Here is a 16,748-nt window from a genome sequence, read left to right as displayed (position 1 = left end):
TTGAATTCAATATTCTTCTAATCTTTATTCTTCCTAAGTTGCATTTAATATTTAACTTATAATGAAAATTTTATCATTTTATTTTTAAGCATAAAAAAATCTTAAGGAAGTTTTACCCTAAGATTTTTAAAATTGTGAAATTTTAAATTAAAAATTACTTATTTAGAATTGTCAATTATTATTTGACAATTAATTCACGGATATCTTCGTTACGTACGACAAGCACTTTTTCGCCTACTTGAGCTCCTCAAGATTTCGCAATAGCTGATAGATCAGTATCGTTAGTTTCTAAAGCTTTTATGTCATTATGACGGTTCATGAAGATTGAATGTCAGCATCCAAAGGCAGTTCATAGACGATCTGATTCACTAACTCCTAAAATTGAAGTGTTAGGACGGAATTTAGAAATTGTTTTTAGTAATTCCCCAGTTCTTGAAAGAACGATAGCGAAATTGTATTGACCATCACGAGTTTTTTCAGCTAATGATTTAGCAATTTCGGCACGTGGTCCACTAGTTGATTTAACAGCATTTTCAAATTGAACTTGGTAGTAACCCTTGTTGTAGAATTCAACTTCGGCACGACGGTTAATTGTTGCCATCACTTCAGTAGTGATTAATGGGTATGAACCAGCAGCTGATTCTCCACTTAACATAGTTGCATCAGCTCCCAATTCAGTTGCAAAGTAAACGTCAGTTACTTCAGCACGAGTTGGACTTGGGTTATCAGTCATTGATTCCAACATTTGAGTTGCCACGATAACGATTTTGCCAGCTTCACGACACTTGCGAATCATCACTTTTTCTCAGTAAGGTACATCATAGTAAGGAATTTCTAGTCCCAAATCTCCACGAGCAACCATAATTCCATCACTGGCTTCAATAATTTCATCAATGTTATCTAGACCCAATTGTGATTCGATTTTTGAAATAATTTGGATTTCTTCTGCTCCGTTAGCTTTTAAAATCGCACGAACTTGGTGAACGTTTTCAGCTGTATTAACAAAAGAAGCGGCAATATAGTCAACTTTTTGTTGAGCTCCATACGCAATATCTTTGTGGTCTTTTTCTGACATGAATGGCATTGAAAAATCAATTCCTGGTAAGTTTACACGTTTGTTAGTTTTAACTTTGTGAGAATTGAAAGCTTTAGCTTCAATTAAACCAGGGGTTACAGTTTCAACAATTAATTCAAGTTTTCCATCATCTACTAAAATTTTGTCTCCAGGTTTTAAATCTTGTGACATATCGTAAGCAACAGTCATTTCTCCCTGACCAGCTTCTCTATTAGCGTAACTTTCACTATCAGTGTAAATTTTGATTTGTTGGTTAGCACTAACTTGTTGCATCCCATCTTTGAATTTTCCGACACGAATTTCAGGCCCTTTAGTATCAAGCATAATCGAAATTGGTTGGTTTAACCTTTCACGAATTTCTTTCGCTCCTTTAATTCGGTAACCTTGTTCTTCATAATCACCATGAGAGAAATTCAAACGGATTGTAGTCATCCCTTTTTCATATAATTTTTCAATCATTTCTGGTTCATGAGTTGAAGGCCCTAGAGTGGTGACGATTTTAGTACGTTTCCCACGCATAAGCAATTCTTGCTTTGTCATTTATTTTTTATCTCCTCTAATTTCTAAAATACATAAGTATATTAGCACTTTAAAACCGTTTTTTAAACTTGCGAGTTTAAGAGACGAGCGTCGGCTAAGACTTGGCTTTTGTCCTTACGGGCCATATTTAAAGTGGATTGAATATCACGGGCTACTAAGTCATTACCTTGTTGACCGACATAGAGTCCTCCATGGCCTTTTAGGAGTTCTTCAACTGCAAAAATACCCATAGTAGTTGCTAAGTAGCGATCCATCGCACTAGGAGTACCACCACGTTGAATATGTCCTAAGACTGTTGCTCGAGTTATATAACCACTAGCTTCCTCAATTTTCTTAGCAAGACTATGAACATCTGGATAAAGCTTTTCGGAAACAAGTACAATAACCGAACGCTTGCTAGCTTCGCTAAGCTTTTTAACTTGGGAAACAATTGTTTCTTCACTAAGTTTATCTTCACTTGTCGAAATAATTTCAGCACCTGTCGCAAGGCCAGCATATAAGGCTAAGTCACCACATTTATTTCCCATTACTTCAACTACATCACAACGGTTATGCGATTGCATCGTATCACGAATACGATCAATAGCCTCAACAATTGTGTTTAAAGCTGTATCAAAACCAATAGTATAGTCTGATGAAACAATATCGTTATCAATAGTGCCAGGTAGACCAATACAATTAATGCCCATTTCTGTTAATCGCTGTGCTCCCATATAACTGCCATCTCCACCAATGACAACTAAAGCCTCGATGCCAAATTTCTTTAAATTCATGACCGCTTTTTCACGAACGGCTAATTCTTGAAATTCTGGCAAACGAGCTGAGCCAATCGCAGTACCTCCACGACTTTGAATTTCACTTGCAAAAGCAATATCGGCTTTTTGAATGCAACCATTAACTAAACCTTTATAACCATCTTCAACAACATAAACTTCCAAGCCTTTGGCAATCCCTGTTTTGATAATAGCGGCTACTGCAGCATTCATTCCTGGGGCATCGCCACCTGATGTTAAAATTCCGATTTTTCTTAACATAAACTATCCTTTATAAAAATGTGTCAATATTTTTGATTATATAACTATTTTTCGTGTTTTTGTGGTGCTTTCTTTGTATCATTTACGCAAATTTTCCCTATTACTAACGTGATAAAAACACCAAACTGAAGCCTGACGTCACCTTTAACCATTGAAAAGGAGAATAATAAAATTGTTTAAAAAGTTTGGGATATTAAGATGAATTTTGAAGATTTATCGAAAAAAAGCCCCAAATTAGACTGATGGAGGAAAAAATGTTAATTGCTCACCGCGGGTTTGGCCAAAACCGGTTAATTGACTTTGAAAAAGCACTCAAAATTTGTTTAGGTGTGGAGTTCGATATTCGCCTCACCAAAGATAAACAAATTATTATTTTTCACGATAGCAATTTTGCTCGTTTTGAGGCCCCTGAACACTTTGTAAAAAACCTCACATATAGTGAAATTTTAGAATTACCGTTTCTAAAAAAACATCCCGAAGATATTCCACCACTTTTGTTGGAAACATTTCTAGATAAATGTGTTCCTTATTATCAAATAATGAATGTGGAAATAAAAGCGGAAAAATATGATTTAGAAGACTTTAAAATATTTCATGATGCTTTACATAAATTAAGACAACATACCAAAGCGGAAATTATTGTCTCTTCTTTTAATAAAGATGTTTTGTGATGGATTACGAGTTTGGACCACGATGCTTTTAAAAGAGGTTATTTGATTGCTAGTTGATTGGAATTAGATCGAGAGTTATTTAACCATTTCGATTATATTCACCCTTACTTTGAAAGTGTTATTAAAAAAGTTAACTATGGTCATTATTTGGGGTTGAACAAACCAATGATGGTTTGAACCTTTAATTATGAAAGCGAAATCAAGCATGTCCAAAGTATTTATCCGCCTTCGCTAATTCATGGTTATATTAGTAATCGTCTCTTAAAGATTTAGCTTTTTTCTAAAAAAGATTGTTAAATTGGGGACTCAAACTTGTTATCATTTAGTAAAATAGTGCCTTTTTGCTAAAAAGTTTTATAATTAAGCGGTAGAGAAGTACTAAAGAAAGGGAATATTAATAAATGTCAAATATTGTAAAAATTGTGGGTCGTGAAATTTTAGACTCACGAGGAATGCCTACTGTCGAAGTCGAAGTTTGAACTGAGTTCGGTGGTTATGGAAATGCCAAAGTGCCTTCAGGAGCTTCAACTGGTGCTAACGAAGCTTTAGAGTTACGTGATGAAGACTCTAAACGTTATAATGGCAAAGGTGTTTTAAAAGCTGTTAAAAATGTTAATGATAAAATTGCGCCAAAATTAATTGGTTTAGAAGTTGCTGATCAATTAACACTTGATAACACAATGTTAAAACTTGATGGAACTGAGTTTAAGAAAAATCTTGGAGCTAATGCCATTTTAGGAGTTTCATTAGCTTGTGCACGTGCTGCTGCTAACGAACTAGACATGCCATTATGAAAATACATTGGTGGGGTAAGTGGTCACATCTTACCAGTCCCAATGTTAAATGTTATTAATGGTGGGGCTCATGCCGATTCAGCAATTGACTTCCAAGAATTCATGATTATGCCTGTTGGCGCAAAAACTTTTAGCCAAGCAGTGCAATGAGCAAGTGAAACTTTCCAAGCTTTAAAATCATTATTAAAATCAAAAGGTGATATTACTGCTGTTGGAGATGAAGGTGGGTTTGCACCAAACTTTGCTTGAGCATACAAAAATAATAGCCTTGATGAATTCAAAGCAAAAACTCCTGTAGAAGTTGCGCTTGATTTATTAGTTGAAGCTATTGAAAAAGCTGGTTATAAAGCTGGTAAAGACGGAATCATGATTGCTATGGATTGCGCTAACTCAGAACTTTATTTCGATGACAAACTATACCACTTCAAAAAAATCGAAAAATTAACTGGACAAAAATGAGCTTTAACTAGTGATGAAATGGTTTCATTCCTTGAAAAACTTGTTGCTAAATACCCAATTATTTCGATTGAAGATGGACTTGCCGAATCAGATTGAAATGGTTTTGCAAAATTAACTGCTCAAATTGGTAACAAAGTTCAAATCGTTGGAGATGACTTATTTACTACTAATCCAAAATACATCAAAGAAGGAATTGCTAAAAAAGCAGCTAACTCAACTTTGATTAAACTTAACCAAATTGGAACTCTTAGCGAAACTATTGAAGCTATTCAAATGACTCAAAAAGCTGGTTGAACTGCCGTTGTTTCTCACCGTTCAGGAGAAACTGAAGATTCAACAATTGCTGACTTAGTTGTAGCCTTTAATGCTGGAGAAATCAAAACTGGATCAATGTCACGTTCTGACCGTATTGCAAAATACAACCGTTTATTAGAAATTGAATCAGAACTTGGAGAAAATGCTATTTACCCAGGAATGGATGCTTTCTATAACTTACAAAACGCTAAATAGTCTTTTAACTATTGGCAATAATTTAAAAATACATGGTCTTTAGACCATGTATTTTTTGTTAATAATTAACTAGAGACCTTAAAATTATAAGAAATAAGTGATTTTTTGATAATAATAAAATCCAAAGCCATTTATTTTAAACTTTTTTAAACTTTTTTAAACTATTAGAATAAAATAGAGCCAGGAGGAACAATTTTGCTTAAAGACGAACGACGCATAAAAATTTTGGAAGTAATTAATAAGGAAGGGTTTGCCAAAAACATAAACTTATCTAGATTAACTAATTCAACCATTCAAACAGTAATCACTGACATTAACGAATTACATAATGAAGGTTTATTGATTAAGGTTTATGGCGGAGCAAAATCGATAACAATAAATAATAACCAAAAAAATATGCCTGAAAGATTCGATGAAGAAAAAGATAAATTAAACATTGAGGCAAAAGATAAAATTGCCAAAAAGGCAGCTTCTATGATTAATGATGGTGATTTGGTGTTTTTGGATACCGGGACCACAACAAAAAGAATGGTGAAATATTTATTAAACAAAAAAATAAAAATCGTTACTAACGGTTATTCAATTGCCCTGGCATTAATTGAACAAGATATGGAAGTCTATTTTGTGGGTGGCAGACTTATCCCTTCCACTCATGCCTCCGCCGGTGAATTAGCGTTGAAATTTTTGGATAATTTCTTTTTTGATAAAGCATTTCTTGGAAGTAATGGTTTGGCAAATAATAATTTTTATACAACTAATATTTCAGAAGCAATGATTAAGGAAAAAGTCAGTCAAAATTCTCACCACTCATGAATGCTAATGGATTCAAGCAAATTTAATTTAAAAAATCGGATCAAAATTGAACTTAAAAAAGAAACTGTTCTCATAAGCGAGAAAGAACCTTCGGATTACAATCGAGAAATATGTTTAGCAAAATTTAATTAGTAAATTTTATAAATATGAGGGTCTATGAAAAAAAGTGAAAAATCTGAAAAATTAGTAGCCAATATTTTAGAAAAAGTTGGTGGGTCAGAAAATATCCAGGATGTTTATAATTGTGCAACAAGAATGCGCTTAACCTTAAGAGTTAATTCTCGAGCAAATATTGAAGAATTGAAAAAGATTGAGGGAATCAGCGGAGCTCTTTGGTCCAATGGTGAATTACAATTAATAATCGGCGCGGGTGTTTCAGAATTAACAACTTATGTCAAAGAAAGTTCCCAAAAGTTAAAATCAACTAACGTCGATTTTAAAACGAACAATCTTGTCAAACAAAATGTGCCTCTGTGAAAAAGGTTTTTAAAATCTGTCTCAGCAATTTTTGGCCCATTAATTCCTTTCTTAGTTGGAGTTGGTTTAATTATGGCCTTGCAACAAATTTTAATTAGGTCAGGACTAGCGTCAGATCCAACAAAAGAAGGAGCGATTTTAGGTACTGATTATAATATTTTTGATTATGTTTTGAATGTAATTGCCAGTACTGGTTTTAAAATGATGGGGGTTATAGCAATGTGATCCACCGTCCGGTATTTAGGCGGTAATGCGCCAATTGCCATTGCCCTAGGCTTAATTATGGTGAGTCCAATTATCCCCGAGGCTGGAATCAAACTAACAAGTTTGGGATTGTGAGAAATTAAAATTCAACCATTTTATTCAACCATTTTGGCTTTTATTGTCATTGGAGCACTCATTGCTTTTGCACAAAGACAAATGGATAAAAGGTTCCACCCAGTCGCTAATTTTATTCTCAATCCTTTCTTGTCTCTTCTAATCGGTGGTCTATTAGCTTTCTTTATCGTCGGGCCAATTATGAGAGTTGTTGAAAATGCCCTACTAATAGCTTTCAATTGGATTATGGAGTGACCATTTGGTTTAGGAGCCTTAGTAGTCGGTTTAACTTGACAGCCATTGGTAGTTCTAGGAGTACATAATATTCTGTTCTTCGCAGCCGTAACCGATATTGTTGCGAATGGCCAACCATCTTTATTTTTAGCAGCCGCTTTCGCTGCTGCTTGAGCCCAAATGGGGGCCACGATTGCTGTTGGTTTAAAAAGCAAAAGAAGCATTGACAAATCTGCCGCTTTTGCAGCAGCACTTCCAGGGATAATTTCTGGGCCTACAGAATCTTGTATTTATGGTATCAATCTACCTAAAGGTTTACCGTTTATTACTGGTGTAATTGCTGGTGGTTTATCAGGTTGACTAATTGGGATTTTTAATGTTCGGTTAGACAATTTGGCAGGACTAGGCGGAATTGTTGGATTTTTAGCCTATACAGAAAATTTAGTAGGGGCTATTCTAATTGATTTGTTTGCTATTGGTTTTGGGATTGTCCTGACTTACCTTCTTTGAAGTGAGCAAAAAACTGAAAAAACTCTAGCAATGAAAATTACTAGAAAAATTGCTAAAAAGGAGGGCATTGGTAGTGAAATAGATTCTGATGCCAAAAAAATTATCGCCATAATAAAAACAAACCAGAGAAAATTGGGTAATAAAGAAAAAAATGTTAACGATATTAACAAGGTTAAAAATAAGTTCGCGACTAGCGACAGCACTTTAGCTAGCGAAATAGATAACTTTATAACCAACCTATTAAATAATGTCCAAAATAAAAAATTAAACCAAAATCTTGTGAAAAAATTAAAAAGATTTAAAACTGCCGAACAAAAACAAATTAATTTTGAATATGAAAGATTAAAAAAACAAACGACTAATTTAAGAACCTTGAAAAAAGATACTCAAAGTTATGCCAAAGTTTTAGCAAAAACAGATAATTTAGAATTTAAGCTAAAAAAACAAGTCGCCCTTCAAGAGGACCAAGAAGCAAAAGTGCTAGTTTCTAAAGGAAAAAAAGCAAAAGTGCTTTTTAAACCATTAAAAAGAAAAGATCGTTCGGAAAAGAGAGAACAACAAATCATTAAGTTACAAACTTTAATTAATCAAAATAAACAAACTATAAATCAACTCACTGATGATATCAATTTAAAATCAGACAAACATTATAGCAATATTGAAAACACAATTACCAATCTAGAATCTCTAACAAATCGAGATTTTGATAATTATAAAAAAGCGTATTTTAATGCTATTCATAATATTCAAATTTCTTCAAATAAGTTAGAACTAAAAATATAAAGTAAAAACATTTATGAAGAGGAAAAAATGACTGAAAATAAAATTCATGTAATCTCTTTGAGTCCGGCGTTAGATTACATTTTAAAATTTGACAACTTTGAAAAAGATAAAACTAATCGTCCTATCGCCACTGAAATCTACCCGGCAGGAAAAGGTATACATATTGCAATGCTCTTAAAAAATTTAAATATTGATTCCGAATCCTTAATTTTTACTAATGGAAATTTTGAGAAATTTTTTTACAAAGGTTTAGACAAAATAGGCCTTAAATATACCAAATTCCAAAGTCAGGGGGAAATTAGAATTAACCTTAAATTAATTGATGACTTACAAACTGAATGTAGTGTTCCAAGTAGTCACATCTCCAATGAGGAATTAAAAAAATTAAGGAATCACCTTTGGAACACCGTTAAACCAAATGACTTTGTAATTGTGTCAGGAAGTATTCCCGAAGGGGTCGAATCGTCAATCTATGGAGAGATAGTTGACTTATGTAATTCCTTAGGGGCAAGAAGTGTGGTGGATTCCTTCGGTGAAAGTTTAAATGTAGCCATTGAAAAAAAACCATTCCTCATTAAACCCAATCTTGAAGAATTAGCCATAACTACGAACTTAACCATCAAAACGGATCATGAAGTAGTTAAGGCAGCTCGTCTTTTAATCAATAAAGGAGCGGAAAATGTTTTGGTGTCCTTGGGTTCACGCGGAGCAATCTTTGTAACTAAGGAACAGGCGTTTAAATGTCCAATTGGTAATTGACCTCATCAATTGGTTAATGCTGCTGGTGCAGGAGATAGTATGCTTGCTGGTTTTCTTAGTGAATTGTTGCAAAATAAAGACTATCAGACTGCTTTAAAAACAGGGGTTATTTGTGGAAGCGCAACCGCTTATTCGACTAGAATTGCCGATTTTAGTCTTATTCAAGAATTAAAACAAACTATTAACTCGTTGCCAATTACAAACTTTAATTAAAATGAATATTTAGAGTAATTATTTATTGTCAGCCATCACCACTAAATAAAAGTTCTAAAAATTTACAATTAGCAATTGTAAATTTTTAGAACTTTTTACTCGCTTTATTTTAGAGTGGTTCTGGAATCAATAATAAAGAGTGATTTTTTGTTAAGATTTTTATATGATACATCGACGCCATAATTGAGATATTTGAACTAGTTTTTTTATTATGGGGGGAGGCTTTGTACTTTTAGTTCTCTTTATTTTAGGAACTTTATATGATCGAGAAATCGCTAATTGGTTTTTACCTCATCATGAAAATAATTTTTTTGGGCTTTATTTTGAAATTTTAGGTTACGGAATTTATACAATTCCCTTAACCATAATTTTGGCTATTTGCCGTAATTTTTGAAAATTAAAAAACAATAAAATGTTAACTGGTGAACGGGAATTGGGACTATGAACTTTAATATTTTTGCTATTTGGCTTTTTAGATAGTCTGGGTTTGTTTAAAAACCACCAGCCATTTGCCTGAATTACTTGAGTGATTGTACTTTTCACTTATGCTTGATTTTATGCTTTCATTTTATGATATTATCATCAGCCTAACCAACTCTTGGCCGCTCGTCATGGTCATTACCATTGACAAACTTTTTTAGCAATGGTGATTTATATAATCGGTACTTATTTGACAGTCTTTATTTTCAAGGTTATCTTTGTAAGACCAAGAATTTTAGCGGTTGTTGCTGGTGATGCTGTTTATCAGCCTTGATGATCAGTTTCCTGAAACCCTTATCGTTTTAAGAACAATTCGTTTCCATCAGGACATGTCGCCATTACCTTAAGTTTGCTTAGTGTTCTTTACCTTCTTAAACCACGAAAAAAGCCTCATTTCTGGATGGCTTTAGGCATTTGAACCATTGTGATTATTATGGCTTGTTCAAGAATCGTTTATAACAAGCATTATTTAACAGACACTTTGATGGCGATGATCATCGCCGTTGCTTGATTTTATTTCGGCAAATGAATTAACCACCAAAAATGATTAAATAAATGAGATTTTAATCACGATTATATTCATTGCCATTACCAAAAACACCATCGCTCACCAACCTCTGTCAATAAGCCTCATAGGTGATTTATCATTGAAGTTTGAAAAAAGAGAAGTAAAAAATAAGCACTTCCCTTTTATAATAAAAAGATAAAGATAAGAGAGGCACAAACAACATGACGAAGTACTTAGGGTTAGATGTCGGAACAAAGACAATTGGTTTAGCTTGAAGTGGTGGAACAATCGTTTCTCCGGGAGAAACGATTCGATTCCCAGAAGAGGACTATGAAAAAGCTTTAGAACAATTAACTATAATCATTCATAAAGAAAAACCAACTATCCTAGTTTTTGGTTATCCCTTGAATATGGATGGAACTGTAAGTGCAACTGCCGATTTAGTTGATTATGTGATTCAAGGTGTTCGAGACTACAATCCCGACCTGCGTGATGACCAAATTGTGCGAGTTGATGAACGTCGAACTACCCAAATGGCTCATGCTATTTTCCATGAGGCAGGAATCAAAAATAAAAAGCATAAGGCCAAAAAAGATAGTTTAGCTGCCCAATTAATTTTGGAACAATACTTATCGATGGTAAAAAATAAGCCTCAAGGAGATAAATAACAAAATGAGCAAAAAACATCCACTTGTAAAAAAAGTGTTAATTGATAGCGACCAAATTAAAAAAAGAACTAAGGAACTAGCTAGCCAAATTAGCGAATATTATCGTTCGCAAAATATTAACGATAATACTGTGCTTTTAGTTGGGTTATTAAAAGGATGCATTCCATTTATGGCCGAATTTATGAATAACTTTGATTATGAGTGCGATACTGATTATATGGTAATGTCTTCATATCAAGGAGGCACTAAGGCTGATGGCAATCCAAAAATTGTCTTAGATTTAAATTCAAATTTAAAAGGTCGTCATATTTTAATTTTAGAAGATGTCATTGATTCTGGTTTAACCTTAGATTTTGTTAAACGTTATTTCTATAATCGTCAAGCTGCTGATGTCAAAATCGTTACTTTAATTGACAAACCAATGAAACGAAAAGTAGACTTACAACCTGATTGATCTGGGTTTGAAATTGGGGATGAATTTCTGATTGGTTTTGGTTTAGATTATCAAGAACGGTTAAGAAATCTACCCTATGTCGCTAGTTGCGACGTCTCAAAACTTAAAGATTGAAAATGATAAAATCAATAATTTTATAATAAAAAAATAACCAAAATTAGCGTTTTAATAACTTTTTCTTTTTTCTTAGAAAAAGCAATGCTAATTTTTTTTGTGACTATAATGAAGTTAACAAAGGAGTGAGGCGTGGAAAAAGATAACTTTTCATAATCAACATTTATGATTAATCGAGGTGAAGAAAATGAAAAAATTACTAACTTTTTTAACAACCAATCCTAATAAAAACCCCTTGGTAATAATTCCTGAGCAAATTAATTTAAATAACTTGCTTACTAAAAAAGATCTAGGTCATATCGAAGCTTATGAGATTGATATCCTAATGGCAGCCATTATTTATCATAATCCCGCTTTAATAAATACTCATTTAAAAGTTGTTGATTGAGATAGTGTAGTTGATGGTCAACTAACAAGTGCTTATATTAAAAGTGACATCTACCTTGGTGAAGTTCAAGTTAATTTCTATGTTAATTTAGTACCTTTATTATTAGTTGAAGATGATAATGGAAATTCTATCGGAGTGGGAGAAACTCGCACTAGACAAATTCAAGATTTCGCAAAACTTTACCGTCCAAGAGTCAAAAATAAACCGGGAGCGCTAGTAAAAGCTTGAATCGAAAATGGTGTTTTAAAAATTCAGGGTCTAATCAATAACCAAAGTGAAGTACCACAAAGTGCCACATTTATTGTTAAAGTTGGTGACGATAGACAATCACATTCCTTAGTCCTAACTTTTATTATTGAACAAAGGTTTGCCATTAGTAGTGTAATTATCAATAACAATTTAGGTAATTTAGTGGATTTTAGTGAAAAAGCAATTTTGCAAAAAATATTAAATCTTAACCCTTATTTGCAGAATACTTTATTAACCATTAAAAATCATGATTATATTTCTCATGAGGTACAAATTCGTGCGTTTGGTTATTACGGATTTTCTCGTTTTTATTATCATTACGAAGAAGACTTGGAACTTAATGACTTAACTTATAAATTACTTAAAAATAAAACAGTTGCAGTTCCGAATGTTATCTACCATAGTCAACAAAGTTTTGACGATTAATAATCAAATAAAAAGTATATTTCGTAAAAATGACTTTAATTCTCTAAGTACATAATAGTAATAAAAAAATTATTACTATTGTTAATGTATACAAGGAGAATTTTTATTTTGGTAAATTTAAAATTAAATCATTGAAATAGTATGTTGACTATAAAGTAGTCAAGGTATGACATATGTGAATAACTGATAATGCCTTTCTGAAAGTGTCCAATCAATAGGTAAACAAATAAATATTAAAGGTACTTTTAAAATTAAAAATTGTGGATTATAGGAATATAAATTCTATTTTAGAAGAGAGATATTTAATCTATGCTTTATTAAAAAAATTATTTATGGATTATTATTTATCATAGATAGTACATAATTATTCAAATCGATTAAATTGAATCCTACAATACAAAAATTTTATCACGCTAAAAGTTGGAATTTTATTACATACGAAACTCAAAAATAAAGAAATTTATTAAGGTTCTATCTTTCTATTTATAATTGTGACAAATATTTCCAACTTAACAAATTAACAAGCAAATTACCAGAAATATTTTAGATTTTAAATTTTACATGGTTTTAAAGAAATAATGTCGTTTGTCATACTCAAAATATATTCCTTTTAATTTGTGGACCTTATATTATGATTTTTAGGTTTGTTAATTGATGTTTTTTCTGGAATTTTCTAAGATAACATATTCGCATATTTCTTTATCCCTATCTGTCCTGTAGTTCTATCTTTGATGGGCCATTGAGTGGTTCTTGCAAATGCTAGTCAAGAAATATTCTTTAAACGTGGTGGAGATAATTTATTCATTTTTGAAAATAATAAATTATCTTTTAATATATCACAAGAATGGACTATCGCTGGACAAGAATGTAATAGCAAAAATAGCGAAATAGAAAATTAAAGTGGAGTTAATAGATGAAATGGTTATATAAAAGTTTTTTTAAACTAAATCTAATTAAATTTATACAAACCGTTTCATTTATTATCTTTATTTTTTTATTTTCCGGAATTACTCTTGGTCTTGTTTCTACACCTATACAAATAATCAATGTGGCACACAAAGTTAAGAGTCAAGAAAATAAATGAGATTATAGTTGAAATGTCGACTGGAAAGCTTATGATCCAAATTTTTTATTTGATTATTTTGAAGCCAATAATGGGACAAATAATTCTTTAAACAGTAAATTATTAAATAATATAGATATCAATGGCAAAAAATTCGATTCTTATATGAAAGAGTTTTTTGAAAAAAATAAAGAAAAATTTAAAGATTACAAAACATTTATGGGTCTCTTTATAAGAGATAATGTTTTTTCTTTTTCTTATCTATTTACCCACCAAATTTTGCTTCCATCTTTGAATAATGAAGAAGTATTGGTTGATTTTCATGATTTAATAACTGAAAAATGAGAAAAAGAAAGTTATAAAAATTATGGTCAAGTTTATAGGTTGATTAATCAAGATTTTCAAAAAAATTCCAGTTTGGCGACAATAAAAATTGATTCCAATTTTACAATTTCTTATTCTTGGGCAAATTATGGAAATAAACGAATTAAATTTAATTTAGAACCGATAAATTTGAATCAAAGTGATAATGTTGTTTTATTGAGTGGCAAACAGTCTGCTTTAAAAAATATGCAAGATAATGAGGTTATTATTAGCGACAAATATGCAAAAAATAATAGATTAAAAATTGGTGATTTCATAACACTTAATAATTATATTCATGGAGATGGAAAACCTCTATCCTTTTCAACATATAAGATTATTGGATATGGAACAAAAATCGATAATTTATTTGACAATAAAGTATTGGATAATGCAAACAGCAACGATGAAGTATATTGTTATTTAACGAATAATGAAATTGAAAAGTATATTGAATATTGATACGAGGTCGATAATTTAGTTATTTTGCCAAATCATAAAAGGGATTATCAAAATCAAGTTTTTCTAAAAACTAGATTAATTGGTTCAAATAAGGAGGTTAAAAAATTTTCTGAAAATTTAATCAAAAATAAGATATTAATGGAATCCCCAAAATTTACTAGGTATAAAGAAGAAGGTTTCTCTCAAACATTAAATATTTACATAATAGAAGCTTCCCTTTTTATATTAATAGGGTGCATTTTATTAATTCTTTCTACAATTTTTATAAATTATTGTTTAAAAAAAGAGTTAGCCCTAATTTCGTCAACAATTGGCATTCTAAAAGCGAGTGGCTACTCTGGCTTTGAAATGGCAAAAATCTTATGAATAAGAGTTTTTTTAATATTGTTTATTGGCTTTTTAATTGGCTTTTTTATAAGTTTGCCTTTGCAAAGTTTTGTTAATGGAATAATAGCTACAAATTCTTTTGTTATTATTAATAAAGTTTTGTGGCATTGATCTTTCATTTTAATCTCAATTTTTATATTACCTCTTGTTCTCTCAATGATTAGTTTTGTGTCTTTGTATTTTTATTTAAATTCTTCGGCAATTGAATTAACAAATAATGTCGCACAAAGTAACAATGAGGCCAAACACATAAGAAAAGTGCAATTTAATAAAGAATGAAACCCGTTTAGAAAGATTCTTTTCTTAAAATTTAACGGAAGAACGGCTACTATTATTTCGGTTTTGGCATTAGCTTTTTTGGCATTTTGCTTCGAAATAAACGGTGTTACTTTGATGACTAATTTGACTAATAAATGGCCTCAAGTGCTCAATAATATTGATTCTTCTTTTAATAATGGATATAAATTCAATTGGAAAAAAGATGTTAATGGTCGCTTCTATTTTGATGACTGCCAAAATTACAATATTGACTATGATTTTTATAATAAAGATGATTATATCGATAGTAATATCGATAGTACCGCCGTAAATACTATAAATAATTATCTAAAAAGCAATAACGATTCAGTTAATGAAAAAATAATGAAAATATTCCAAATAGACTTCAATAGACTGACAATCCCTCTAATTTCATTAGAGGACTTCATGCTGAAATTTACCGAAGATTACCAAAAAGGCTTAATCACTTTACCTGTCAAAGAAATGGTGGATGAAATTGAAAAAAATTGAATCCCGCAATTCAAAACATTAAAAGATAAAATTATAAAGAAAAATATAACTATTTCTTTTAATAAAATGTTTGTTAGGGAAAATCAAGACTTTCCTTTGTATAAAATTGCCTTGGAAAATAAACCATATAATTTTGTAAGTAGTAAAAATTGACAATTATTTTTAATAAATGATTATTCAAAGAAGGCCTTCAAATGAAAAGAGATAGATTTTGAAAAAGTTAAAAATACCAATAGTCGAGACTATTTTCCTGTAATAGTAACTGATCATTTTGCAAAGTTAAATAAATTAAAAATTGGTGATGTTTTTGAGGTTGAACTAGCAAAAAGTCACGACGACTCGTCACTAAAATTAATCATTAAGTCAATAAATAAATCAGATATATATACAAATAACATTTATGGATCTGATGAAGTGTTTTTTAAAAATTTTACTTCTGGTTCTTCCAATGTTAAAGTTTTGAAAAATGAAATCCTAACCAAAAATAGAACGCTTATTTCAAAAGCGAATATTAATGATTTTCAAATTAATGTCCCTTATTTTAGTTTTTTTATTCCTCAGTCGAAAAACGAGAAAATTACATTAATTTCATTGGTTAAAAATCCAAATCAAATATATGATTTTATGACTTGGAATAGTTTTGGTAGCACAAATTATATCAATTATTATTTAGAAACAAAAATTGTAAATGACAAAAATAATGATTTCGCAAATTTAATGATTTTCATTTCTATTTCAACTTTTATAATAGTGGCAATAATGTATTTTGTTCTTTCACTAGTAACCTTTATGGACCAAAGTAAATACTTAAAAATCTTAAAAGCCATTGGTTATAACAATACCATTTTGAATTTAAATTTGAATTTAAAAATTTTCTTTGGAATTATTTTCGCCACAATTTTAGGAACGATTATTAATTTCATAGTTTGGAAAATTGTAATAAATATTTTATTCAAAAATGCTCAAATTTTAGTTCCATCCCCGTTTAATTGAGGTATTGTCTGACTAGGTTTCCTTATAATATTATTAATATTTATTTTAGGTTGTTTATTAAACCAGTTTTTGTTAAAAAAAATAAAAATCAATTATTAATAATGAGAGAAAAATAATTTCTACATTTCCATAAAAAGGTGTTGTTTTTTTATTTGAAAGCTTAACAAACCAAAATAGTTTTTCCTAATAAACGCGAAATGATCGATAATCATCT

The 16,748-nt window shown here is 30.9% G+C and carries 13 protein-coding genes; 11 read left to right on the top strand and 2 right to left on the bottom strand.

Features of this window, described 5'->3' with window-relative positions:
* Positions 1-178: 178 nt before the first annotated feature.
* Entirely contained in the window at positions 179-1,615 is a 1,437-nt protein-coding gene (gene pyk, locus EFREU_RS00985) for a pyruvate kinase (protein ID WP_100609171.1), read from the bottom strand.
* Positions 1,616-1,677: 62 nt separating this feature from the next.
* Positions 1,678-2,649 carry a 6-phosphofructokinase gene (gene pfkA / locus EFREU_RS00980; RefSeq protein ID WP_100609170.1) on the bottom strand — a complete coding sequence of 324 codons (972 nt, stop codon included), beginning with the start codon at positions 2,647-2,649 and terminating at the stop codon, positions 1,678-1,680.
* 254 nt (positions 2,650-2,903) lie between these two features.
* On the opposite strand from pfkA, the gene EFREU_RS00975 reads away from it, so the two are divergent.
* The 11 genes from EFREU_RS00975 to EFREU_RS00930 all read left to right on the top strand — a co-directional run bounded on the left by EFREU_RS00975 (position 2,904) and on the right by EFREU_RS00930 (position 16,633).
* The gene (locus EFREU_RS00975) at positions 2,904-3,593 is read left to right on the top strand and encodes a glycerophosphodiester phosphodiesterase (RefSeq protein WP_157844558.1); all 690 of its coding nucleotides are present in this window, start codon (positions 2,904-2,906) and stop codon (positions 3,591-3,593) included.
* 128 nt (positions 3,594-3,721) lie between these two features.
* On the top strand, positions 3,722-5,083 hold the full coding sequence (gene eno, locus EFREU_RS00970; RefSeq protein WP_100609168.1) for a phosphopyruvate hydratase: 1,362 nt from the start codon (positions 3,722-3,724) through the stop codon (positions 5,081-5,083).
* 195 nt (positions 5,084-5,278) lie between these two features.
* A complete protein-coding gene (locus EFREU_RS00965) occupies positions 5,279-6,028 on the top strand; it encodes a DeoR/GlpR family DNA-binding transcription regulator (protein WP_100609167.1) in 750 nt (249 codons plus the stop codon).
* Positions 6,029-6,052: 24 nt separating this feature from the next.
* The gene (locus tag EFREU_RS00960) at positions 6,053-8,218 is read left to right on the top strand and encodes a PTS transporter subunit EIIC (RefSeq protein WP_100609166.1); all 2,166 of its coding nucleotides are present in this window, start codon (positions 6,053-6,055) and stop codon (positions 8,216-8,218) included.
* A gap of 27 nt (positions 8,219-8,245) precedes the next feature.
* On the top strand, positions 8,246-9,190 hold the full coding sequence (locus EFREU_RS00955) for a 1-phosphofructokinase family hexose kinase (protein ID WP_100609165.1): 945 nt from the start codon (positions 8,246-8,248) through the stop codon (positions 9,188-9,190).
* A 163-nt stretch (positions 9,191-9,353) separates the two neighbouring features.
* A complete protein-coding gene (locus EFREU_RS00950; protein ID WP_100609164.1) occupies positions 9,354-10,349 on the top strand; it encodes a phosphatase PAP2 family protein in 996 nt (331 codons plus the stop codon).
* Positions 10,350-10,399: 50 nt separating this feature from the next.
* A complete protein-coding gene (ruvX, locus tag EFREU_RS00945; RefSeq protein WP_100609163.1) occupies positions 10,400-10,846 on the top strand; it encodes a Holliday junction resolvase RuvX in 447 nt (148 codons plus the stop codon).
* Between the two features lie 4 nt (positions 10,847-10,850).
* Positions 10,851-11,423 (top strand): hypoxanthine phosphoribosyltransferase, encoded by a 573-nt coding sequence (gene hpt, locus EFREU_RS00940; protein ID WP_100609162.1) that lies wholly within the window; start codon positions 10,851-10,853, stop codon positions 11,421-11,423.
* Positions 11,424-11,601: 178 nt separating this feature from the next.
* Positions 11,602-12,477: a hypothetical protein gene (locus EFREU_RS00935; RefSeq protein WP_100609161.1), complete on the top strand. Its 876-nt coding sequence runs from the start codon at positions 11,602-11,604 to the stop codon at positions 12,475-12,477.
* Between the two features lie 731 nt (positions 12,478-13,208).
* A complete protein-coding gene (locus EFREU_RS03760) occupies positions 13,209-13,376 on the top strand; it encodes a hypothetical protein (RefSeq protein WP_166666730.1) in 168 nt (55 codons plus the stop codon).
* 329 nt (positions 13,377-13,705) lie between these two features.
* Positions 13,706-16,633 (top strand): FtsX-like permease family protein, encoded by a 2,928-nt coding sequence (locus EFREU_RS00930; RefSeq protein ID WP_232673625.1) that lies wholly within the window; start codon positions 13,706-13,708, stop codon positions 16,631-16,633.
* The last annotated feature ends 115 nt before the right edge of the window (positions 16,634-16,748 follow it).

The organism is Entomoplasma freundtii, from assembly GCF_002804205.1.
GTDB lineage: Bacteria > Bacillota_I > Bacilli_A > Mycoplasmatales > Mycoplasmataceae > Williamsoniiplasma > Williamsoniiplasma freundtii.
This window is presented reverse-complemented; position numbering and strand designations above follow the sequence as displayed.